The 21,902-nt window shown below is 39.6% G+C and carries 18 protein-coding genes; 7 read left to right on the top strand and 11 right to left on the bottom strand.

What is annotated here, in order from left to right; translation table 11 throughout:
* Positions 1-51 precede the first annotated feature (51 nt).
* From ilvC to ilvD, 4 genes are all read right to left on the bottom strand, one after another.
* The gene (gene ilvC / locus IEX29_RS00875; protein WP_188732639.1) at positions 52-1,089 is read right to left on the bottom strand and encodes a ketol-acid reductoisomerase; all 1,038 of its coding nucleotides are present in this window, start codon (positions 1,087-1,089) and stop codon (positions 52-54) included.
* A gap of 104 nt (positions 1,090-1,193) precedes the next feature.
* The gene (ilvN, locus tag IEX29_RS00880; RefSeq protein ID WP_188732640.1) at positions 1,194-1,721 is read right to left on the bottom strand and encodes an acetolactate synthase small subunit; all 528 of its coding nucleotides are present in this window, start codon (positions 1,719-1,721) and stop codon (positions 1,194-1,196) included.
* The gene (gene ilvB, locus IEX29_RS00885) at positions 1,718-3,439 is read right to left on the bottom strand and encodes a biosynthetic-type acetolactate synthase large subunit (protein ID WP_188732641.1); all 1,722 of its coding nucleotides are present in this window, start codon (positions 3,437-3,439) and stop codon (positions 1,718-1,720) included. The genes ilvN and ilvB overlap by 4 nt, the downstream gene beginning before the upstream one ends.
* A 1,042-nt stretch (positions 3,440-4,481) precedes the next feature.
* Positions 4,482-6,167: a dihydroxy-acid dehydratase gene (ilvD, locus tag IEX29_RS00890; protein WP_188732642.1), complete on the bottom strand. Its 1,686-nt coding sequence runs from the start codon at positions 6,165-6,167 to the stop codon at positions 4,482-4,484.
* A 517-nt stretch (positions 6,168-6,684) separates the two neighbouring features.
* Here ilvD and IEX29_RS00895 point away from each other — a divergent pair.
* Both IEX29_RS00895 and serA read left to right on the top strand, forming a co-directional pair.
* Positions 6,685-7,842 carry a pyridoxal-phosphate-dependent aminotransferase family protein gene (locus tag IEX29_RS00895; protein WP_188732643.1) on the top strand — a complete coding sequence of 386 codons (1,158 nt, stop codon included), beginning with the start codon at positions 6,685-6,687 and terminating at the stop codon, positions 7,840-7,842.
* Between the two features lie 3 nt (positions 7,843-7,845).
* Positions 7,846-9,432: a phosphoglycerate dehydrogenase gene (serA, locus tag IEX29_RS00900; RefSeq protein ID WP_188732644.1), complete on the top strand. Its 1,587-nt coding sequence runs from the start codon at positions 7,846-7,848 to the stop codon at positions 9,430-9,432.
* 86 nt (positions 9,433-9,518) lie between these two features.
* Here serA and IEX29_RS00905 read toward each other — a convergent pair whose 3' ends face one another.
* Both IEX29_RS00905 and IEX29_RS00910 read right to left on the bottom strand, forming a co-directional pair.
* Positions 9,519-10,427: an Rpn family recombination-promoting nuclease/putative transposase gene (locus IEX29_RS00905; protein ID WP_188732645.1), complete on the bottom strand. Its 909-nt coding sequence runs from the start codon at positions 10,425-10,427 to the stop codon at positions 9,519-9,521.
* Between the two features lie 610 nt (positions 10,428-11,037).
* Positions 11,038-11,826: an HAD family hydrolase gene (locus tag IEX29_RS00910; protein WP_188732646.1), complete on the bottom strand. Its 789-nt coding sequence runs from the start codon at positions 11,824-11,826 to the stop codon at positions 11,038-11,040.
* Between the two features lie 139 nt (positions 11,827-11,965).
* Here IEX29_RS00910 and IEX29_RS00915 point away from each other — a divergent pair, with 139 nt between their 5' ends.
* Positions 11,966-13,060, top strand: coding sequence for a branched-chain amino acid aminotransferase (locus IEX29_RS00915; RefSeq protein ID WP_188732647.1), 1,095 nt, complete (start codon positions 11,966-11,968; stop codon positions 13,058-13,060).
* A gap of 137 nt (positions 13,061-13,197) precedes the next feature.
* On the opposite strand, the gene IEX29_RS00920 is transcribed toward IEX29_RS00915, so the two are convergent.
* A complete protein-coding gene (locus tag IEX29_RS00920; protein WP_188732649.1) occupies positions 13,198-14,115 on the bottom strand; it encodes an aldo/keto reductase in 918 nt (305 codons plus the stop codon).
* A gap of 521 nt (positions 14,116-14,636) precedes the next feature.
* Positions 14,637-14,837 (bottom strand): alpha/beta-type small acid-soluble spore protein, encoded by a 201-nt coding sequence (locus tag IEX29_RS26485; RefSeq protein ID WP_077601849.1) that lies wholly within the window; start codon positions 14,835-14,837, stop codon positions 14,637-14,639.
* 323 nt (positions 14,838-15,160) lie between these two features.
* On the opposite strand from IEX29_RS26485, the gene IEX29_RS00930 reads away from it, so the two are divergent.
* Both IEX29_RS00930 and IEX29_RS00935 read left to right on the top strand, forming a co-directional pair.
* Entirely contained in the window at positions 15,161-15,622 is a 462-nt protein-coding gene (locus tag IEX29_RS00930; RefSeq protein ID WP_188732652.1) for an SRPBCC family protein, read from the top strand.
* Between the two features lie 81 nt (positions 15,623-15,703).
* Complete coding sequence (locus IEX29_RS00935; protein ID WP_188732654.1) at positions 15,704-16,570, top strand: YitT family protein; 867 nt, start codon at positions 15,704-15,706, stop codon at positions 16,568-16,570.
* 72 nt (positions 16,571-16,642) lie between these two features.
* On the opposite strand, the gene IEX29_RS00940 is transcribed toward IEX29_RS00935, so the two are convergent.
* Positions 16,643-17,581, bottom strand: a complete 939-nt coding sequence (locus tag IEX29_RS00940) for a dipeptidase (protein WP_188732656.1) — start codon at positions 17,579-17,581, stop codon at positions 16,643-16,645.
* A gap of 25 nt (positions 17,582-17,606) precedes the next feature.
* A complete protein-coding gene (gene mbcS / locus IEX29_RS00945; RefSeq protein WP_188732659.1) occupies positions 17,607-19,178 on the bottom strand; it encodes an acyl-CoA synthetase MbcS in 1,572 nt (523 codons plus the stop codon).
* 211 nt (positions 19,179-19,389) lie between these two features.
* Between mbcS and IEX29_RS00950 the strand changes: the two genes are divergently transcribed.
* Positions 19,390-20,400, top strand: coding sequence for a YcjF family protein (locus IEX29_RS00950; protein WP_188732661.1), 1,011 nt, complete (start codon positions 19,390-19,392; stop codon positions 20,398-20,400).
* 44 nt (positions 20,401-20,444) lie between these two features.
* On the opposite strand, the gene IEX29_RS00955 is transcribed toward IEX29_RS00950, so the two are convergent.
* Positions 20,445-21,002, bottom strand: coding sequence for a GNAT family N-acetyltransferase (locus IEX29_RS00955; RefSeq protein WP_188732662.1), 558 nt, complete (start codon positions 21,000-21,002; stop codon positions 20,445-20,447).
* A 114-nt stretch (positions 21,003-21,116) separates the two neighbouring features.
* Between IEX29_RS00955 and IEX29_RS00960 the strand changes: the two genes are divergently transcribed.
* Entirely contained in the window at positions 21,117-21,887 is a 771-nt protein-coding gene (locus tag IEX29_RS00960) for a class I SAM-dependent methyltransferase (RefSeq protein ID WP_188732664.1), read from the top strand.
* Positions 21,888-21,902 lie beyond the last annotated feature (15 nt).

Genomic DNA, 21,902 nt, shown 5'->3' on the forward strand with positions numbered 1-21,902 from the left:
CCGATTAACTCCCGGCGACTGTTCGTCATCTCTAAGTGTTGTATCTAAAATTTAATTTTTGGCGTGTGCTTTTTCACCTTTGTCTGCGTCAGCGCTAATTGGATTTTTAATGAAAGGCATTAAAGCACGTAACTCTCTTCCAACAACTTCGATTTGATGTTGATTTTCACGGCGATTAATTGCATTAAACTGCGGACGGCCAGTCTGGTTTTCAGAAATCCAGCCTTTCGCGAATTTACCAGTTTGGATATCAGATAGAATGTCCTTCATGCGCTCTTTTGTTCCTTCATCAACAACGCGCGGGCCAGATACGAAGTCTCCCCATTGTGCTGTATCAGAGATAGAATAACGCATATTTTCTAATCCACCTTCATAAAGCAGATCAACAATCAGCTTCAATTCATGTAAACACTCAAAGTATGCAACTTCCGGCTGGTACCCGGCTTCAGTTAATGTTTCAAAGCCTGCTTTTACAAGTGCTGTAGCTCCACCACATAATACAGCCTGCTCTCCAAATAGATCTGTTTCTGTTTCTTCCTGGAAGGTTGTTTCTAATACACCTGCTCTGGCTGCGCCAATACCATAAGAATATGCAAGTGCAATATCTTTTGCATTTCCAGTATAGTCTTGTTCAATCCCGTATAGTCCCGGTACACCGGCACCTTCTTCAAATGTACGTCGTACAAGGTGTCCAGGTCCTTTTGGTGCTGCTAAGAATACGTCTACGTTAGAAGGTGGTACGATTTGTGTAAAATGAATATTAAACCCGTGAGCAAATGCAAGTGCATTTCCTTCTTGTAAATTATCTTTGATGCTCTCTTGATATACTTGCGGCTGCATTTCATCTGGAAGCAATACCATTACTAAATCTGCCTGAGCTGTTGCTTCTGCTACAGAATATACGTTAAAACCGTCTGCCTCTGCTTTTTGCTGCGATTTCCCCGGACGTAAACCTACTACTACTTCAAAGCCTGAATCTCTTAAGTTCATTGCGTGTGCATGACCTTGTGAACCATATCCAATGATTGCGATTTTTTTATCTCTTAGTACCTCTTTATTAATATCCTTGTTGTATAATACCTTTGCCATAATGTAATCTCCCTCTCATCTTTGTTTGTTTTTTTATTTTCACAGGATATGATGACTTCTATATTGTCCATTGGACATTTTTAGCAGAAGCTCCTGCTTATCTATTATCCGTGAGCTGAAATGCTATTTAACTCACTAAAACCTTGTTCAGGCTGATAACCTCTTGGAAATGCTGTTAATCCAGTTTTCGTTAAGTCTTTAATTCCATATGGTCTGAGTAATGAAATTAATGCATCGACCTTTTCCGGTTTCCCGGTAACTTGTATCGTCAGACTATCCTTGCTGATATCAATAACATCTGCACGGAATGCAGAGATTAATGTCATAATTTCTGCTCTGGTCTGATTGGTTGCAACAACTTTTACTAAGGCCAGCTCCCTTGTCACAATTGCTTTATCTGTGACATCTAAAACTTTAATTACATCAATTTGCTTGTTCAGTTGTTTCGTTAATTGCTCCAGCTTCTGCTTATCGGAAACTTCAACGACAAATGTCATTTTGGAAATGCCTCTGACATCCGAAGCACCGACAGAAATACTTTCAATATTGAACTGGCGCCGGTTCAGCATGCCGGTTATTCTATTTAACACCCCGCCACGATCTTGTACTGTGGCAATGATTATGCGTTTCATTTTGTCACCCCAATCATTTCGTGCATTCCTTTACCCGGTGCGATCATCGGATATACACATGTCTCTCTGTCGATTCGGCAGTCAATAACCACAGGACCATCATGTGAAAAAGCTTCTTCCAAAGCTCCTGGAACATCTTTTTCATCTGATACACGCATGCCCTTAATTCCGTAACTTTCCGCCAGTTTCACAAAATCAGGGTTTTCTGAAAATAAGGAGTGAGAGTAGCGTTTCTCATAAAAAGTTTCCTGCCATTGCCTTACCATTCCAAGTGCATCATTATTTAAAATTACCACTTTTACCGGCAGATTTTGAGATTTTAAGATAGCCAGCTCCTGCAACGTCATTTGAAAGCCGCCATCACCTACTAAAGATATAACCAAATGATCCGGTTTAGCGATTTGTGCGCCAATGGCAGCCGGGAAACCAAATCCCATGGTGCCAAGTCCACCAGATGTTACCCAATTATCAGGGTTTTTAAAAGGATAGAACTGAGCAGCCCACATTTGATGCTGTCCAACATCTGTTGTTACAACTGCTTCTCCATTAGACTTCTCATGGATCTGCTCTATCAGCCATTGCGGACTGATTGGATCATCACCACGGTCATACCAAAGCGGATATTTCTTTTGATTGCTCTTTAATTTATCCAGCCATTTTGTATAATCGCCGCGGTTCACTTCCTGCTGCAGCAATACATTCAATGCCTGCTTTGCATCTGCCACAATCGGAATAGCTGTTTTCACATTTTTTCCTATTTCAGCAGGATCAATATCGATATGAGCTACTTTTGCTTTTGGAGCAAAGTGCTGCAGGTTTCCAGTTAAACGATCGTCAAAGCGCGCTCCGATATTGATAAGCAAATCACTTTCATAGATTGCTGTGTTCGCCGTGTATGTCCCATGCATTCCGCCCATACCGAGCGACAGATTATCGCCGCCTGGATAGCTTCCCAGTCCCAGCAAGGTCGTAACAACCGGAATCTCCCAGTTATTAACAAATTGCTTTAATTCTTCCGTTGCCCCCGATAACAGAATTCCTGCTCCCGCAAGCAATACCGGTCTTTCTGCTTTACTCAGTACATCTGTTATTTTTGAGATTTGCATCGGGTTCGGATAAACAGTCGGCTGATAGCCGGGTAAATAAAAGTCATCCTCATAATCATTAATGGTTACTGTTTCAGAAATACTTTTAGGAATATCTATCACAACAGGACCCGGTCTGCCAGTAGTTGCGATGTGAAATGCCTCATTCACAATCCTCGGTAAATCTGCAATGTTATTAACCTGGTAATTATATTTCGTAACTGGTGTGGTAATCCCTATCATATCTGCTTCCTGAAAAGCATCTGTTCCAATGACCTGCTCTGCAACCTGCCCCGTGAATACAACAAGTGGAATCGAATCCATCATGGCATCTGTTATGCCAGTAATTAAGTTCGTTGCCCCCGGACCTGAAGTCGCTATCACAACGCCCGGTTTGCCTGATACTCTTGCATATCCTTCCGCTGCATGTATGGAGCCTTGCTCATGTCGCGAAAGTACATGCTTGAAGGATGTATCATTTCGATGCAGCGCGTCATAAATTGGTAAAACAGCACCCCCCGGGTACCCAAATACAACTTCAACACCTGCTTTTTCTAATGCCTGAACTAACAAATCAGATCCTGTGACCAAATTACTCTTCACTTCTACTTCTTGATTTGCATTAACTTTCACAACAATGCCCCTCCTTTTTTCTTAAAAAACTGAACCTTTTGATTAAACTAACTATTTTCTGCAATGCGGGTTTGGAATTTTTTATTAAAAAATAATAAAAAAGACCCTTTTCCCCCCATGTACATGTGTTTCTATCATGTATGGGGCGAAAAGGATCTGCTTTTCACGGTACCACCCAGTTTTGCAAAGTTCTTTCAAACTTTGCCTCAATAGCTGCCAGAGCTATATTTGATAACAGGTACATTGATTAACCATGCACCTGGTCACATATAATTGGAATGTTCCTTTCCATGTGACACTCGGGGACGATGTCGGAATAAGTAGCAATTCTGGGCTTCCAGCAACCCCAGATCTCTGTAAAAGCTATTCATCTTTTCCTTTTTTCCCGTCAACGTATTAATTATATTTTGTGAAGTAACAACTTCTCATTATTTTAAAAGTTGTTTTGTTAAGAAATATCTTATATTGCGAACAATCATATCTTGTTTCCGTATGATAGTCAATAGTATTTTGTAATTTTTTTAATAATTCTATTTAGTCTGATTTTATGTATGCGTTTTCATTGCTGGCAAGCAATGCAATCAGATTTTTTGTTAAAATTAGATTACAGTTTGTTATTTATTTAAAAATCATATAAATCCTTTTCTAATACCTATATCCAGAGACTCCAGAGGGATTAGCATCATCTGAAGATTCACTTTTGCCAAGTACTCTTCTTGGCAAAGGTCAGCTGAAGAGCATGACCCTAGGAAAGCAAAACGGTCCAACGCAGCGGTGCCCTTACATGTTACCTTCTTTTTGGATAGAGTTTATGCTTTGTCAAGAGATAGATGGAAGGAACGACCAACTCCTGTCTCTATGATAAACAAGTTATTTTTTTGGTGTGAAAGTTGAGTAATTTTAAAAATAACCAATCTTTACCTATAACCATTCAGAGAGAAGCAGAATCCTTAAACATCATGCACATATCAAAAAACCCAATCAGGCAAAAATTTCTTACCTGATTGGGTTTTTTCATTCTGTTCTATAAAATCTTATTTTTTTAATCCCGGTTCAAATAATCTGTTATCGCACCCAGAGAAGAACATCTTACATTATGTGCGTATTTGCCTAAGATACCTTTTTTATATAACTCTGGTGCTTTCCACGCTTGGCGGCGTTTGTCCAATTCTTCATCAGAAAGATCCACAAAGATTTCTTTCGTGGATGAATCAATGGTAACACTGTCTCCTTCTTCAAGAAGTGCAATCGGTCCGCCAGATTGTGCTTCTGGTGAAATATGTCCAACTACTAAACCATGTGTACCGCCAGAAAAACGTCCATCTGTTAATAAAGCAACAGACTCACCCATTCCTTTACCTACCAGAATACTGGAAATAGATAGCATTTCCGGCATTCCCGGCGCTCCTTTCGGTCCTACATAGCGGATAACAAGGACATCACCGTCTTTGATACTGTTATTCATCACAGCTTTAGTTGCTTCTGCTTCTGTATCAAATACTCGTGCAGGACCGGTATGTCTTGTTACTTTAACACCAGACACTTTTGCTACCGCACCTGTTGGAGAAAGATTCCCTTTTAGAACAATCAATGGACCATCTTCTCTTTTCGGTTCATCTAATGGCATAATTACTTTTTGACCTTCTTTTAACGACGGAGCATCTTCTAAATTCTCTTTGATTGTTTTTCCTGTTACTGTCATACAATCTCCATGCAAATAGCCATTTTCATAAAGAAGCTTCATAACTGCCTGGACGCCCCCAACATTGTGAAGGTCCTGAAATACATATTGACCGCTCGGCTTCAAGTCTGCCAAATGAGGCACTTTTGCCTGAATCCGGTTAAAGTCATCAATGGTTAAATCTACTTCTGCTGCATGAGCAACTGCTAGTAAATGAAGGATAGCATTGGTAGAACCGCCAAGCGCCATAACAACTGTAATTGCATTTTCAAATGCTTCTTTTGTCATAATATCTTTTGGATAAATACCCTTTTCCAGTAATGTTCTAATTGCTTCTCCGGCAGCTTCAACATCCTTCAGCTTTTCCTGTGATTCCGCCGGATTGGAAGCACTGCCTGGTAAACTTAATCCCATTGCTTCTGCTGCAGAAGCCATTGTATTTGCAGTATACATCCCGCCGCATGCTCCTGCACCCGGACAGGCATGACATTCTATACGGTTCAATTGTTTATCATCAATTTTTCCTGCATTATGCTGCCCAACGCCTTCAAATACAGAAACAAGATCAATATCTTTTCCGTCAAGATTTCCCGGTGCAATCGTTCCGCCATATACAAAAATGGATGGAACTTCTGAGTTAGCTATCGCAATCATACAGCCGGGTATATTTTTATCACAGGCTCCAATTGCAACAAGTCCGTCCATGTTCTCGGCGCCGACAACTGCTTCAATTGAATCAGCGATAAGGTCCCTGCTTGGTAAGGAATAACGCATTCCCTGCGTTCCCATAGAGATACCATCCGATACCGTAATCGTATTAAAAATGAGCGGCACACCATCAACTTTTTTTACTCCTTTTTTAGCAATTAAAGCTAAATCATTCAGATGTATATTACATGGTGTTACTTCAGCCCATGTGCTGGCAACCCCGATCATCGGTTTTTTAAAATCTTCATCAGTGATACCGACAGCCCGAAGCATTGCCCTGTTTGGAGCACGCATAGTACCGTCAAATGCTTTACTTTTTGTTCTTAAATCTTTCCCCATTTTTACACCTTCCTTTTCGCCTATTATAGGTATAATATTCTCATAGTTCAATTTATTTAGTGTTTTTATTTTTGCATAGATATAATGGGAAGCGTTTTCTCTACTATAGGGAAGCAATTCTTATCTTATAATATTCTCTATTACTATATAAACCTTTTATCTGTTGTTCTCGAACAATACGAAACTTTATATTGACAATACATTGGATGTTGCTATATTGGAAAGAAATACTTTTTCATATGAATCTGCATTTTTAAATACTTTTATGTTAAAATACCCGTATGTTATTAATAAATCATCAATGAACATCCGTATTTAACTCAACAAAAGTATCTCATTCTTATAAAAAATAACTTATTGTTTGCCAATAAATGAATCGATTGATTTATTCTAAGAGTATTACACTTATTTTTATAAAGGATTAGATTCATAAAAAGTTGCTATCATATCAAATAATGCCAGTCTGGTATTTATTGATATCTAATTATTAAATTTATTTCAAAGGAGCTTACCATTCATGCTAAAAGATCAGCACATCCTAAGAATACCCGGACCAAGTCCTATTCCCCCAAGTGTCGGACGCGCAATGAACCAGACGATGATAGGTCACCGCGGAAAAGAAACAAAAGAATTATTAGAACGTATTCTTCCAAAGCTAAAATCAGTATTTGGAACGAAGCAGGATGTTATTCCTGTTGCCGGGAGCGGTACAGCAGGATTAGAAATGGCCGTCAGCAATGCTGCACATCCGGGAGACGATGTTCTTGTTATCGTCAGCGGAGCATTTGGCGATCGTTTTGCAAAGATATGTCAAGCTTTTCAATTAAAATTACATCGGATTGATGTAGAGTGGGGAGATGCAATTAATCTCCAGTCTATACAAGATTATTTACAAAAGCATCCGGAAATTAAGGTCGTCTTCGCTACATACTGTGAGACTTCTACCGGTGTATTAAATCCAATCAAAATTCTGGCTAAAACTGTACATGAATCTTCTGATGCGCTTCTCGTTGTTGACGGTGTATCCTGTCTTGGCGGTGTGGAAGCCAGCATGGATGAGTGGGGTGTTGATATATATGTAACTGGATCGCAAAAAGCATTTATGCTGCCGGCTGGTCTGATGTTTATTGCAGCGAGCGAGCGGGCATGGAAGGTAATCGAGGAAAACCCGCAGCCGCGTTTTTATTTAGATATGCGTGTCTACCGGAAAAACTTAGAAAAAGTCTCCACACCTTATACTCCGGCACTTTCTCTTTTATTTGGCCTGGAACAGGTTCTGAATCTGATGGAAGAAGAAGGTTTAGAAAATGTATATCGCCGTCATATCTTAATGCGTGATATGACAAGAGCTGCTTTTAAAGCTTTAGATATTCCTTTATTAACAACAGATGAAGATGCTTCCCCGACAGTAACAGCTGTCCGCCCGGCTGATTTTGATGCAGAAGCACTGCGTTCCGTGGTAAAAGAACAATTCAACCTGACTTTAGCCGGCGGTCAGCAGCATATGAAAGGTTCTATTTTCCGAATTGGCCATATGGGATATTGCTCTCCTGCTGATGTATTGCAAACCATCAGCCTGCTCGAAATCGGCCTTGTGAAAATAGGAAAAGAGATTCAGCTTGGTAAAGGTGTTCAGGCAGCTCAAGAAATTTATTTGCAACAGGAGGAAAAGTAAACCATGACATATCGTGTACTAATTAGTGATCCGTTAAGTGAAGAAGGAATTAAACCATTAAGAGAAACAAAAAATATAGAAATCGTTAAAAATCCGGGCTGGGATGAAGCAGAACTTTTAGAGAATATCGATCAATTTGACGCCTTATTAGTCCGCAGTCAGACACAGGTAACTCGTCCTTTACTGGAAAAAGCAACTCGTTTAAAAATTGTTGGCCGTGCAGGAGTCGGTGTAGATAATATTGACTTGGATGCCGCAACTGAAAATGGAATTATTGTAGTGAATGCGCCAAACGGAAATACCAATTCTGCAGCGGAGCATACGATTGCCATGATTATGTCTCTATCCAGAAATATTCCGCAGGCTTTTCATGCTTTAAAACAAAAGAAATGGGATCGAAAACGTTTTGTCGGAATCGAATTAAAACAGAAAACCTTAGGTATCGTAGGCCTGGGAAGAATTGGTGTTGAGGTAGCCAAACGTGCCAAAGGACAACGCATGAATGTTATTGCTTATGATCCATTCCTGACAGATGAAAAAGCAGAGCAGATGGGAATTAAGCGCGGCACACTGGAAGAAGTGCTTCAAGCTGGGGATTTCATAACGGTTCATACACCACTGTTAAAAGAAACAAGACATTTGATTAATGCAGTAGCTTTTGAATTGATGAAGGATGGTGTACAGATTGTTAACTGTGCCCGCGGCGGGATTATTGATGAAGATGCTTTATATGATGCCATCGTTTCTGGAAAAGTAGCCGGTGCAGCACTGGATGTGTTTGAACAGGAGCCTTTTACAGAGCATAAACTGCTTACTTTGCCAGAGGTTGTTGCTACACCACATTTAGGTGCGAGCACAGTAGAAGCCCAGGAAATTGTAGCAGTTGATGTCAGTCATGATGTTATCCGCTTCTTAGAAGGAAAAGCCGTACGTCACCCTGTCAACCTTCCTTCTATTCCAAGTGAAGCGATGCATCAAATTGAACCTTATTTCTATTTAGCAGAAAAGCTCGGCACGTTTATTATTGATTTAGCGAATGAAGTTATCAGTGAAATCCGTATCAGTTATTCTGGAGACTTAAGCGAAATAGAATCAGGTCCTGTCACGCGTAATGCAGTAAAAGGGATTTTAAAACGTTACCTGGGCAGCCGTGTAAATGATGTTAACGCATTATACCTGGCTGACCGTAAAGGGATTACTGTCAGCGAAAGTAAAAGATCTGCACGAAAAGGATTTACAAATCTGATTACCATAGAAGTGATTGGGGCTTCTGGAAGCAGAAAGGTTGCCGGTACGCTTTTAAACGGTCTGGGGCCGCGTCTTGTCCGTGTAGACGACTATCAGGTTGATGCTACGCCGGAAGGCCACATGGTTGTCATTCAGCATATTGACCAGCCTGGTGTTATCGGCCGCATGGGAAGTGCCTTTGCAGAGCATAATATTAATATCGCTACCATGCAGGTGGATCGGTCCGATGTAGGCGGCAGCGCAATTATGCTACTGACAATTGACCGTCATTTAGAAGACGAAGCACTTGCTGAAATTGCACTTTTGGATGAGATTAAATCTGTTACTGCGATTGATTTATAAGAACGTTTCATTACAAAAAGAGAGGGCTGTTGCACGACCAGAAACCTGATTGTGCAACAGCCCCTTTTTCATTCCATTATTTTTGGTTATTCTGAAGCAAGTTTTTCAATATCTTCTATTTTTAATTTTGTGATTTCTGCTATTTGGTCGATTGGCATTCCTCTTGCTATCAATTCTAAAGCTATTTCTTGTTTTCCTTCTTGTTTTCCTTCTTGCTTTCCTTTTTTTATCCCTTCCTCTTTCCCTCTCTCAAAATAAGAATTCGGCAGCTGCATCACCATGTCTTTTTCCTCCTCCGGCAGATTTTCCATTTTCTCCATCATTTGTGCCTCCTCTTTTTTGTTTAATTTTAAATAGGTTTCGAAATAGCCATACAGAAACTCCATTTTGGCCGGATCGATTTTCATCCGGGTAATCATACGCAGAAATTCAATCTTCACCTGAACCCGTTCATGCTCTTCATACCCCATCTGACTGAGCAACGCCGCCGCGGCCGGGTTGTCTGATTCAATATATTCTCTCCAGTTTTTCTTGATTAAGTGTAATTGTAAAAAGTTAAATTGAAGTACTTCTTGTGTGGGTGAATCGATTTTGAATTGGGCTGGTTCATCTTTTTCCCTATTATAACTCAAAACAGCGATAGGTTGAATTGGTTTGCGGTGTTTGGCGTAGAGGTAAGAAAAATAGAGAAACATTCTTTCAGGGAAATCCGCTTCATGGGTCGATTGGGCTTCGGTGTGGATATGCAGGATTTTGTCCTGGTGGTTTAGCTTTACTTCTGCGAGAACGTCAATTTCTTTCTTGCGGCCTTTGATATAGTCGAGATACACTTCCTGTTCGAGGAAGGTCACTTTGGAGAAATCAATGTGAGGGTGAAGATTGGGGAAAAACGCTTCGATGAACTCTTCGAAAAACTCTTTTATCAGCTTTTTCGTCAGCCGATCGTGCTCCATGTAGTCTGCTTCTTCTTCTAAAATTACTGGTACAGTGAACAATAAAACACTTCCTTTCTTTGAATTATTTTTATTTTACCAATACTTCCACAAAAAATCCACTACAATAAATGAAGTCATATTATTAAATAAGAAAAACCAAGAAAATCACTTGGTCTTTAAAATACAGGTATTCTAGCCAAGGAGATGTCCGCTGCGGGAAGTCGCTTTCCGCGGGCAACGCCTCAGCCTCCTCAGAAGAAGACCACTTCTTGCGGGGTCTTCACCTGTTGCTTTTCCCGCAGGAGTCGACTTCCCTTCGCTCCCATCTAAGAAGAAATAAGTTTTATTTACTTTTTCACAAAGAAATAAAACTAATTTTAGCAACGGTTTTCGATGGGACGAGTAATCGCAGTCCCAGTTGGAAGACCCCGCAGGAAAAAAGTGCTCTTCTTTTTTTCGAGGAGATGAGCTCGGGGCCCACGGAAAGCGTAGTGTATTTCTGGGGTTGCGATTACTCACCCCATGATACCCGTTGCAGCGGCTGACTCCAGCATTTTTATATACTTTCTTATCTTTTAAAAAGAGGCTGTTGCACTTTCAGTTACCTGATTGTGCAACAGCCCCTTCTTTTCGATTTTCTTTTACAACATGTAATACTCCTGCTGCATTTCTAATTGTATGATTGCAGAATGCTCTTCAATTCTTTAAGTGATTTTATTTCATAATCCGGTTTGATATTACTCTTATTTTCTGCATCGAATCGATTCAGCCAGATAGAATCAATACCTGTCCGATTCGCCCCAATAATATCTGTATGCAGATTGTCGCCTACCATTACTGCAGCTTCCGCTTTTATATTTAATGCTTTTAAAACATAGTCAAATATCTCCCGGTCCGGTTTTCCAATGCCAATATCTCCGGAAATAAATATTTTCTCAAAATACGGCGGCAATTCAGGAGAAATCTCTAACTTTAGATTTTGAAGGCTTGGTGCGCCATTTGTCACTAATGCAAGACGATAATCCTTCTTAAGCTCTTTGAGTACAAGAAGTGCATCCTCAAATAAACAAGGGCTCTCTATCCGGTAATCCCGGAATGCTTTAGCCAGCTTTTCAGCCAGTTCAGGGTTATTTACTCCTGTGTCTGCTAATCCTGCTTGCCAGGCTGTTTTTTGATATACCGGAGCAATTTCTCTGAGCTGCTGAAATTCCTCTCCCGGATCATCAAAGGTTGCCCACAGTCCTTCAAAAGGATTAATTCCAATCTTTTGTGTATATGTATAGGTTGGATAAGACGCATATAACTCTCTCGCTTTATCACGAACATTTTTTTCTAATTGCTCCAGGGAAACACCTGCTTCCTTTTCTGCCAGCCGGCAGGTTAAAGAGAAAGCATCCTGCACACTCTTCTTATCCCATAATAGTGTATCATCCAAATCAAATAATACTATCTTTTTCATTATTTATATCCTCACTTTGCCATTTAATTAGTTCGCGTAATCATAATTTAATAAATTAATTTAAAATTTAGTCTTGCTAAAATCTTTCATATGTCTTATGATATATAGAAATTTAATCAATGGCAAGGAGACTTTTGATATGGAAGAACAAACTATTCGCGTACAACGATGTGAAACAAAAAAAGAAAAGCCACAGGATGATCAATTAGTTTTTGGTAAAATTTTCACAGACCATATGTTTGTGATGGATTATTCAGAACCGCTAGGGTGGCATAATGCGAGCATTGTACCATATCAACCACTACAAATTGAACCTTCTGCAATGGTATTTCACTATGCACAATCTGTTTTTGAAGGTTTAAAGGCTTATCGTACGGATAACGGAAGCATTGAATTATTTCGTCCAGAGAAAAATATGGAACGTTTAAACAGATCGAATGATCGTTTATGTATCCCTCCGATTGACGAAGAGTTTGCTTTAAAAGCAATTAAACAACTGGTTTCAATTGACCGTGATTGGGTCCCTCATACAGAAGGTACATCGCTATATATTCGTCCGTTTATTATTTCTACAGAAACTTACATCGGCGTATCAGCAGCTGCACATTATAAATTCATTGTTATTCTTTCTCCAGTAGGCGCTTACTACAAAGAAGGCCTTAACCCGGTTAAGATTGCTGTAGAGAATGATTATGTCCGTACTGTAAAAGGCGGTACAGGTGAAGCAAAAACCGGCGGTAACTATGCAGCCAGCTTAAAAGCGCAGGAAATGGTTGCAAAAACCGGTTATACGCAGGTTCTTTGGTTAGATGGTGTTGAAAAGAAATATATTGAAGAAGTCGGAAGCATGAATGTTTTCTTCAAAATTAATGGAGAAGTTGTTACACCAAAATTAAATGGCAGTATTCTTTCCGGAATTACACGTTTGAGCGTGATAGAATTACTAAATCACTGGGACGTTCCGGTAATTGAGAGACGCATTTCTATCGAAGAATTATACGAAGCTTACCAAAATGGTCAGCTGGAAGAAGCATTCGGTTCAGGTACCGCTGCAGTTATCTCTCCAATCGGCGAATTAAAATGGGGAGATAAACAGATGATTATCAATGATGGGAAAACAGGTGAGATTTCGAAAAAGGTCTATGATACAATTACAGGCATCCAATATGGTCATATAGAAGACTCCTTTAACTGGATGCAAAACATTGAAACAGAAAGCACTGTGAAACATTAATAAAAGTCGGGCCGGGATGAATTAATTCCCGGCCCGATTTTTATTAATTTATATGATTACTCGATTAAGTATTGAAACCTTGAGAACCTCAAAAAACCAAATCACTTGTAGAGTATATGGAATTTCTGATTACTCACTTATAATAATTTATTACCGGCAGACTGCCATAACTGATACCATTCTTCTCTCGTCAGAGTAATATCAGCAGCTTTCACCATTTCAGTCAGCCGTTTTGGTGTCATTGTACCGATAATGGTCTGTATATTAGCCGGATGACGTAAAATCCATGCTATTGCGATCGTCTCCCGGGCCACACCGTATTTTTCTCCAAGCTTGTCCAATTCCTTATTTAATTCTGGATAGGCGTCCCGATCCATGATGAAACCGCCGAAAAATCCATATCGAAGCGGTGACCAGGCCTGAATAGTCATATTATTGATCTGACTGTAATCGATAACCCCGCCGTCAAAATCCATTGCCTGATCAAATGATGTATTCGCATACAATCCTTGATTAATCATACCGGAATTAGTGATACTTAATTGCAATTGATTGGCTACCAATTCCTGATCAACATATCTTTTCAACAGTTCAATCTGACGCGGCCGGGAATTACTCACACCGAAATGCCGTACTTTACCGCTCTTTTCCAGCTCTGAAAACGCCTCTGCCACTTCTTCCGGCTCCATAAGGGCATCCGGACGGTGAATAAGAAATACATCTAAGTAGTCTGTTTTCAATCGCTTTAGGCTATTTTCAACAGATGAAATTAAATATTCTTTGGAAGAGTCATAAAACCCATTGCGGATGCCTGCTTTTGACTGAATAATCAATTTTTCACGGATAGATGGGTTCATATCAATCGCCTCTGCAAATACCGATTCTGATTTTCCCTTCCCATAAATATCAGCATGATCAAAAAAATCAATTCCATGCTCCAATGCGTTATGAATCACTTTATTCGCTTCCTCTTTCGTACTCTGATGCATAACCATGCAGCCTAAAGAAAGGACTGGAACAGATAATTCGCTATTTCCTAATTGTATACGTTTCATAATATCTACCTCCCTCCTACATTTTATCACAAGGCTCGACAATACCGATAATAATCTGGATTTGTTTTTATTTCTAATTTACTCAACTTTCGCACCTGAGAATAAGAATCTATATCCTCCTATTCCAGGATGAACAAGTTCTTTATTATCCTGCTTGTATTTTGTTAAATTATCCTTCTATGGAAATCGAGATTGTGTATAGCGCCTGCAACCAACCACTACGCTTTCCATGGGGACGGCTTCAGCTAACTTGAAAAGAAAACCGCTTTTCAAGTGGATCTTCAGCTCGCCCTGCGATGCACAAATGTTTCTGATGGGGCGAGTAATCGCAGTCCCATCGAAAAGAGTTGTACGTCGAAAGAGCTCCAATCTCTATGATAAGCAAATTATTTTTTAAGGTGCAAAATTTGAGTGATTTACTTAAAAAAAATAAGAAAACCCTGTAGAGAAAAACTGGTTCTCTCTACAGGATTTTCTATTATCATAATAAATCGGGGTAAATTTTTAAAGCTGTGAGTTGATTATTTTTTCTGATTCGCTATGCTGCCCTCAGCCATTTGAATCATTCGTTTTACCATCTCACCACCGACTGCACCGTTTTCACGAGCAGTAGTATCAGCTCCTAAATTCACATGCATTTCACCAGCGATTTCTTCTTTCATCTGATTTACTGCACGTTCTGCTTGCGGTACTAACAACGCATTTCTTCGTTTGTCAGCCACCTCAGACCCTCCCCTTTTATTCGAAAGCAAGTGCAATACTTGCTTGCTATTATCTTTTGCAAAACACGATAAACTATACCCAAAAATTTTACCTCTTTGGCAGCTGTTCATTATTTTTAGTGTGTAATAATGAATCGCCCTGATCAAGCGAATATGTGTAGTATTTTAGACAAATTAAAAGTTTTTGCATAAGTGGATTAAAAGGTACATAAGTATATCAAGTGATTCAAAAGCTAAAAGAGGATGCTCAAAAAGTCCAATAAAAATGACACGGCGGACTTTTTGAACGCGAACTAAAGGAATTTTTTAAGGAGGAACACTTGATGTTAAAAGCAGATTATAGCGTCAACATTGACCTGCCCCAATCAGAGGTGTGGAGTTATTTAGAAGATTGGTCTCATTGGGCAAAGCAGGTACCTGGTTATCAAACACATAAGAAAGTATCCGCAGCGGATTCTGTTTGGGAGCTGCATGGGAAAGTAGGCACGATTACTAAAGACCTCAAGCTGTATGTCAGAATCCTGGAGATGGCGTCTCCATCAATCGTGCAATTTCGGGTTCGTGATTCTGAAAACCGGTGTTTAGGAAATGGCTGCTTCAAGCTTTCCGGGCTCTCTTCCCGTTCCTCCGAACTGACCTGTTTATTGGAACTTGAATTAAAAGGATTGACTGGAAAAATCAGTGCCCCATTTATCGGCTCTCTTCTTCCAACGGTACTGGAAAAATTTGTTCTTCGGATTATAAAGCCTTTAAAAGAGACAGATTCTGTTGCTTTATCGCTTTAAAAGCATGCAGTTTACTCTTTCTCCCAACAATGATACATTAATATAGGTTTAATTATCATTGTCGGGAAAGGAAATATGCACATGGATCAAGCAAAACAATCTAATGTATTTAAAGAATATGCCTATATTATTATTGGAGCAACCATTGTCGGATTAGCATATAATATCTTCTTCCTGCCGGCACGATTAGCTGCCGGCGGCCTATCAGGAATCAGTACCATTCTTTACGAGCTGTACGCCATTAATCCTGCGCTCAGTCAACTCGTGATTAATATCCCTGTTTTCATTATCGGATGGATTGCTTTAGGGAAAGATTTCAGTATCAAAACGCTGGTAGGAACCTTTTGGGTGCCGCTCGCTATCTTTTTGTCAGCTGATATTCCAATTACGGTTACCAATCCATTCTTAAGTGCCCTTTATGGCGGACTTATTCTGGGAGCCGGCCTGGGTATCGTCTACAAAGGAAACGGATCAACCGGCGGTACAGCAGCCATTGCTCAAATTGTGAAGAAATTCACTGGGATTTCCAGCGGTTATTCACAATTTATTGTAGATGGACTCGTTGTTATTACTTCCATTTTCGTTTTCAGCTTTGAGCTTACATTGTTTGCGTTAATGGCAATTTATATCAGCAGTAAAGCAATAGACATTGTCCAATTACGGACCTCCGCAACAAAACTGGTGATGATTATTACAGATGAAGAAGAAAAGGTACAGCAGCTTATCCAGAACGGCATTGACCGGGGTCTCACAAAAATACGGTCTGTCGGCGGTTACACAAAGCTGGATAAAACGATGATCTTATGTGTGGCGGAACAAACGGAAGCAGTGAAGCTGAAAAAATTACTTCAGGAAGAAACTCCGGAAGCATTTACTATTTTTATCAGCGCCTCCGAAATTCTCGGGAGAGGCTTCTCACTTGATAAATATTATGGACAAAAGTTTTAACCTACAAATATAAAAAAACTGGAATATCGGGACTCCCCTGAAATTCCAGCTTTTTTCGTTTACATACAGAGGCTAAGAAAGCTTATTCATAAAGTTTTGATAAGCAAATCCTCTAACCTGCTCCTCTGAATAATGTTTTTGTAATTCATTCAGCAAATAACTGTAGCCGGATGAATTGGTAATATTATCAATATAACAGCTTATCCCGTCAAAATCAGAGCCGAAGCCGATATTTTTTTCTCCGCCAAGAGCACAAACGTGGTCAATATGCTCACAAAGATCAGCTACTGTTGCCGTTCTTGCATCTTTTTTCAGAAAAACAGGATAGAGCGCAAAATGTATCGGTGCATTTTTGGCAATCAATGCTTTTAACTGATCATCATATAAGTTTCTTGGGTGGTCACAAATGGCCCGGACATTGGAATGCGATGCAATTGGATAATCAGCAAGCTCCATTACATCCCAAAATGCTTTAACGGAAAGATGAGATACATCTGTTAAAACCTTATTTTCATTATTTAACTGAACAACTTCTTTTCCCAGTGTTGTAAGTCCTGCCCCTCTTGGCTCCCCTGCTCCATCTGCACATAGATTTGCAGGATTCCATGTCAGACCAAAGGATTTTACGCCCATTTGATAAAGCTTTTGGAGCTTTTCGATATCATTGCCGATGGCTTCTGCTCCTTCTAAGGTTAATACAGCACCAATTTCACCTGGAGCAAGTGTGCGAATATCCTCCCAGTCACGAATAAACTTTACATTCTCGTTCTTTTCAACAATTTCTTCATGAAAAAGGGTTGCTTGTTCTTCTGCATGCTTCCATTGATCTGTTGTAGTAACTGTTTCCGGATTCACAAAAATCGCAAAAAACTGGATACTGACATTACCTTCTTCCAGCCGTTTCAGGTTTGTTTCTATCTCCGGTGCATTCTTAAAATCCAGCTTTCTTTGCTCCAGACGTGCTGTCTGAAGCTTTAATAGTGCATCACAATGTGTATCAATTACCTTCATTTCCTATTACCCCGTTTCCGATGAATTAATTACTGTACTCTTGCTGTCTAAGCTCTATACGGCGAATTTTACCTGATGTTGTTTTTGGCAATTCAGAAACAAACTCGATTTTCCGCGGATATTTATAAGGCGCGATCTCGTGTTTTACATAACTTTGCAGTGTTTCAACCACTTCATCGTTCCCGATAATATTGTCCTGTAAAATAACAAATGCCTTAACTACATTTCCTCTTATCGGGTCCGGACTGGCAACGACAGCACATTCTTTTACATCAGGATGCTTTACCAGAGTGTCCTCTACTTCAAATGGTCCGATTGTATAGCCGGAGCTGATAATAATATCGTCACTTCTGCCTTCAAACCAGAAATAGCCGTCTTCATCCATGCTGGCCTGGTCTCCGGTCACATAATAATTCCCGCGATGTGATCTTTCTGTTCTTTCTTCGTCTTTATAATAGCCTTTAAACAAGGAAGGCGTATCAAGTGGAATAGCAATATCACCTACCACCCCAGGCTCTGTCAACTGGCCATCTTCGTCAATAACAACCACATCATGCCCCGGAGTCGGTTTCCCCATTGCTCCCGGTCGTACTTCCGTTCCTTTTAAAAATCCTAATAGTAATGTATTTTCTGTCTGACCGTATCCATCTCTGACTGTCACGTCAAAATGCTGTCTGAATTTATCGATGACTTCACGATTTAAGGGCTCACCGGCAGAAACAGCACTATGCAATGCATCTAATTTGTAATCATCCAGGTTGGAAAGCTTAGCCATTAAACGATACTCCGTCGGTGTACAGCACAGCACATTAATCTGATACTTTTCCAAAAGCTCTAAATATTTAGCCGCATCAAATCTGCCATCATAAACAAATGCAGTTGCTCCGGTTCCCATAATGGATAAAAACGGACTCCATACCCATTTCTGCCATCCTGGTGCAGCAGTTGCCCACACTGTATCTCCATCCTGAATACTGAGCCAGTTGCGCGGTGCACTGGACATATGCGCAAATCCCCAGCCATGAGAATGAATAACAGCCTTAGGGTTGCCTGTCGTTCCAGATGTATAAGATAAAAACGCAACATCATCTCTGGTGGTTTCTACCGTTTCCAGCTGATCAGATACCTGGTTCTTTTCCTTGTCAATGGATATCCAGCCTTCTATCTCTTCGCCAATGCTGAATTTAATTAACTGTTCATATTCAGTAACTCTCTCAAACTCCTCTACACAAGCTTTTGTTGCAACAACAGCATTGATTTCTCCATGTGAAATACGGAATTGCAAATCCTTTGTCCGCAGCATTTCTGAGCTTGGAATAATAATAATTCCTGATTTTAAAGCTGCAATATATAATTCATAAGCTTCGATACAGCGCGGCAGCATAATCATTATTTTATCCCCGCGTTTTAATCCATGTTTTAACAGAATATTTCCTGCCTTATTTGCATTCTTGATTAAATTCGTATAGGTAATTTCTTTCGTGTCCCCGTTTTGCTCTTCTAGAATTATCGCTTTTCTTCCTTCATCTGCTGCATATTTTTCAAACTCGGAAGTAATGTTATACCATTCTGGTGCAATTAGATCTGATTTCTTCATCGTATTCCTCCTCAGATTAGTACCTCATACTATATTCTAGTAATTATATCAATAAATTAGAATAGTTTCAAAAGGATTAAAATTTTCTGATAGGAAAAATTATCCTGCCTCTGTTCCCCTGCCTTTAAATAGCTAAAATTTTATGTTCACTTAAATAATGGTGTATGATTATATTCAAAGGGGAATAGTAACACATGAAGGAGTGTTGATAATGTCAGCATTTAATGAGAAAGATTTTGACAAAGCTTATGATAAAGAAACAAAAAAAATTAATAAACAATTAGATAAAGACATTATTTTTGCAATGATCGGTGATATCAACACTGGAAAATCCTCAACGATTAATCAGCTTATTGGTGACGATGTTGCTAAAGTCGGCGCACGTCCCGGGGAAACGATGGGTATTGATAAATATGTATACCGCGACAAGATTATTTTTGCGGACACGCCCGGACTTGATGATATTAATCAAGCAAATTCTGAGGAAACATTCCGGTTTTACCGCAGGGCGGATGTTATTTTATTTTTCTTGAATGCCGCTGGAACTGTCTTTTCAGAAGGGGAAAGAAAATCATTTGAAACAATCAAAAAAGAAAATAAACATATCATTTTTGTTTTAAATAAAATTGATGCAGCTGATGATATTCCGGCGCTTGTCCAATATGTGAAGCAGCATACATCGAATCGTTATCCGGTTATCCCGATTTCTTCCCGGACGGGAGAAAATATTGATAAATTACGAAATGAGATTTTAGAAATTCTTAAAAAAAAAGAAAAGGAAATTCAATTCGCCCGGCTTATTAAGGAAAAATCATCCACGGCGAACAAATGGATTTTAGCAGCCTCCGGATCAGCGACAGCCGTCGGGGCGGCTCCTCTTCCCGGATCTGATTTTATTCCATTAACAGGTATTCAGGTCGGATTAATGATTAAACTGGCAACCTTATATGAAAAACCTCTATCTAAAAAGAAAGCAAAGGAATTAACGATTGCAACAATTACCGGAAATATTGGCAAAACTATCTTTCGCCAAGTGTCTAAATTTGTACCGGGTGCAGGCTCCGTTATCGGCGGCAGTGTTGCGGGCGGTATGACACTTGCGATGGGGTATGCTGTAAAATATGCTTATGAAAATAATATTGACTTGAATGCAGAAACATTGAAGTCCCTGTACAGCTATTTTTATAAAAGAGGGAAAGAAGAACAGAAGGAAGATAAGTAATATTGAAAAAGTACATGCGATTTAAAACTGCATGTACTTTTTCATTAACTATTAAATTCTTCTTTTAAGATGGAATACACTTTTAAGTCCTCTTGTTTCCCTTTTCTTTGCATTGATTTTCTTAAAGTTCCTTCATAGGTCATACCGGATTTCTCCATTAATTTATAGGAAGCTATATTATCTGGATGACATCTTGCATAGATTCGTTCGAGCTTTAATTCTTCAAATCCAAAACGAAGAACAGCTTTTGCCGCTTCTGTTCCGATGCCCTTCCTCCAGCATTCTCTGGAAAGAACATATGCAAGCTCTGCAGAATAATGTTTTGGGTTCCAAGCCAAATCTATAGTGCCTATTACACGATCTTCCTCCTTCCAGACGATTGCCCACGCTCCCCTTACCCCTTTTTCATATTGAGCGAATAAAAACTCCATAAACGCTTCTGAATCCGCCAGTGTTTCATGTGATTCCCAAGTTAAAAAAGGTGTCAGCTCCGGATCGGAAGCATAGTCATATACATCCTGCAGATCTTCTTTCTTCATCTCTCTTAAAAGCAGTCTTTCGGTTTCCAGTACAGGAAACGGAATAAATGGACTCTCCTGCATTGCTTCTCCTCCTTTTTTATGTAAAAATTAAGATAATTATACACAAAAACATCAATTTTTCCAAGTACTATCCATTTTTAAGTTAAAAATACTATTACGAAAGAGGTCTATCTTATGTCCTATACAAAAATCAATGAAGCAATTTGGAATAAATGGAGTAGAGAAGGCTATCGCTGGACCCAGCCGATTTCCACAGAAGTATTTCAAAAAGCCAAAGAAGGTATTTGGGAGGTATTATTAACTCCCAGTATTCCTGTTCCCAAAACATGGTTCGGTAATTTAAAAGGCAGGAAGGTGCTCGGTTTAGCCTCAGGCGGAGGGCAGCAAGGTCCAATTTTTGCTGCCTTAGGGGCGGAGGTTACGATTATGGATTTATCTAATGCGCAATTAGAATCAGAACGTATGGTTTCTGAGCGTGAAGGATACGATATGAAAGTTGTTAAAGCGGATATGATAGAGCGCTTTCCTTTTCCAGATGAAGCTTTTGACCTTATCTTTCATCCAGTTTCCAACACGTATGTAGAAGATATTGCACCAGTTTGGCAGGAATGCTATCGCGTATTGAAGAAAGGCGGCAGCTTGTTATCAGGCTTTACCAATCCAGAAATTTATTTATTTAATGATGCGGAAAAACTGGAGGATATTCGGATTGTTCATCCGCTCCCCTATAATCCGTTAAAAGATTTTACAGAGAATGAACGGTCAGAATTAATCAAAAATGACGGAGTGCAGTTCAGCCATACAATGGAAAGCCAAATACGCGGTCAATTAAATGCCGGCTTTTTGCTGAAGGATTTTTATGAAGATTTTGCAGTGACAGAAGACAATTATATTCTATCTAAATACTTCCCGCAATTTTATGCGAGCCTGGCAGTCAAATTATAAGCAATCAGCTGACCA

This window comes from Oceanobacillus neutriphilus, from assembly GCF_014645515.1.
Taxonomy (GTDB): domain Bacteria; phylum Bacillota; class Bacilli; order Bacillales; family Amphibacillaceae; genus Oceanobacillus; species Oceanobacillus neutriphilus.

Excerpts from the sequence above, each read along its gene's own strand:
- ilvC (WP_188732639.1), bottom strand. The coding sequence starts at position 1,089 with ATGGCAAAGGTATTATACAACAAGGATATTAATAAAGAGGTACTAAGA.
- ilvN (WP_188732640.1), bottom strand. The coding sequence starts at position 1,721 with ATGAAACGCATAATCATTGCCACAGTACAAGATCGTGGCGGGGTGTTA.
- ilvD (WP_188732642.1), bottom strand. The coding sequence starts at position 6,167 with ATGGGGAAAGATTTAAGAACAAAAAGTAAAGCATTTGACGGTACTATG.
- IEX29_RS00895 (WP_188732643.1), top strand. The coding sequence starts at position 6,685 with ATGCTAAAAGATCAGCACATCCTAAGAATACCCGGACCAAGTCCTATT.
- serA (WP_188732644.1), top strand. The coding sequence starts at position 7,846 with ATGACATATCGTGTACTAATTAGTGATCCGTTAAGTGAAGAAGGAATT.
- IEX29_RS00910 (WP_188732646.1), bottom strand. The coding sequence starts at position 11,826 with ATGAAAAAGATAGTATTATTTGATTTGGATGATACACTATTATGGGAT.
- IEX29_RS00915 (WP_188732647.1), top strand. The coding sequence starts at position 11,966 with ATGGAAGAACAAACTATTCGCGTACAACGATGTGAAACAAAAAAAGAA.
- IEX29_RS00920 (WP_188732649.1), bottom strand. The coding sequence starts at position 14,115 with ATGAAACGTATACAATTAGGAAATAGCGAATTATCTGTTCCAGTCCTT.
- IEX29_RS00930 (WP_188732652.1), top strand. The coding sequence starts at position 15,161 with ATGTTAAAAGCAGATTATAGCGTCAACATTGACCTGCCCCAATCAGAG.
- IEX29_RS00935 (WP_188732654.1), top strand. The coding sequence starts at position 15,704 with ATGGATCAAGCAAAACAATCTAATGTATTTAAAGAATATGCCTATATT.
- IEX29_RS00940 (WP_188732656.1), bottom strand. The coding sequence starts at position 17,581 with ATGAAGGTAATTGATACACATTGTGATGCACTATTAAAGCTTCAGACA.
- mbcS (WP_188732659.1), bottom strand. The coding sequence starts at position 19,178 with ATGAAGAAATCAGATCTAATTGCACCAGAATGGTATAACATTACTTCC.
- IEX29_RS00950 (WP_188732661.1), top strand. The coding sequence starts at position 19,390 with ATGTCAGCATTTAATGAGAAAGATTTTGACAAAGCTTATGATAAAGAA.
- IEX29_RS00955 (WP_188732662.1), bottom strand. The coding sequence starts at position 21,002 with ATGCAGGAGAGTCCATTTATTCCGTTTCCTGTACTGGAAACCGAAAGA.
- IEX29_RS00960 (WP_188732664.1), top strand. The coding sequence starts at position 21,117 with ATGTCCTATACAAAAATCAATGAAGCAATTTGGAATAAATGGAGTAGA.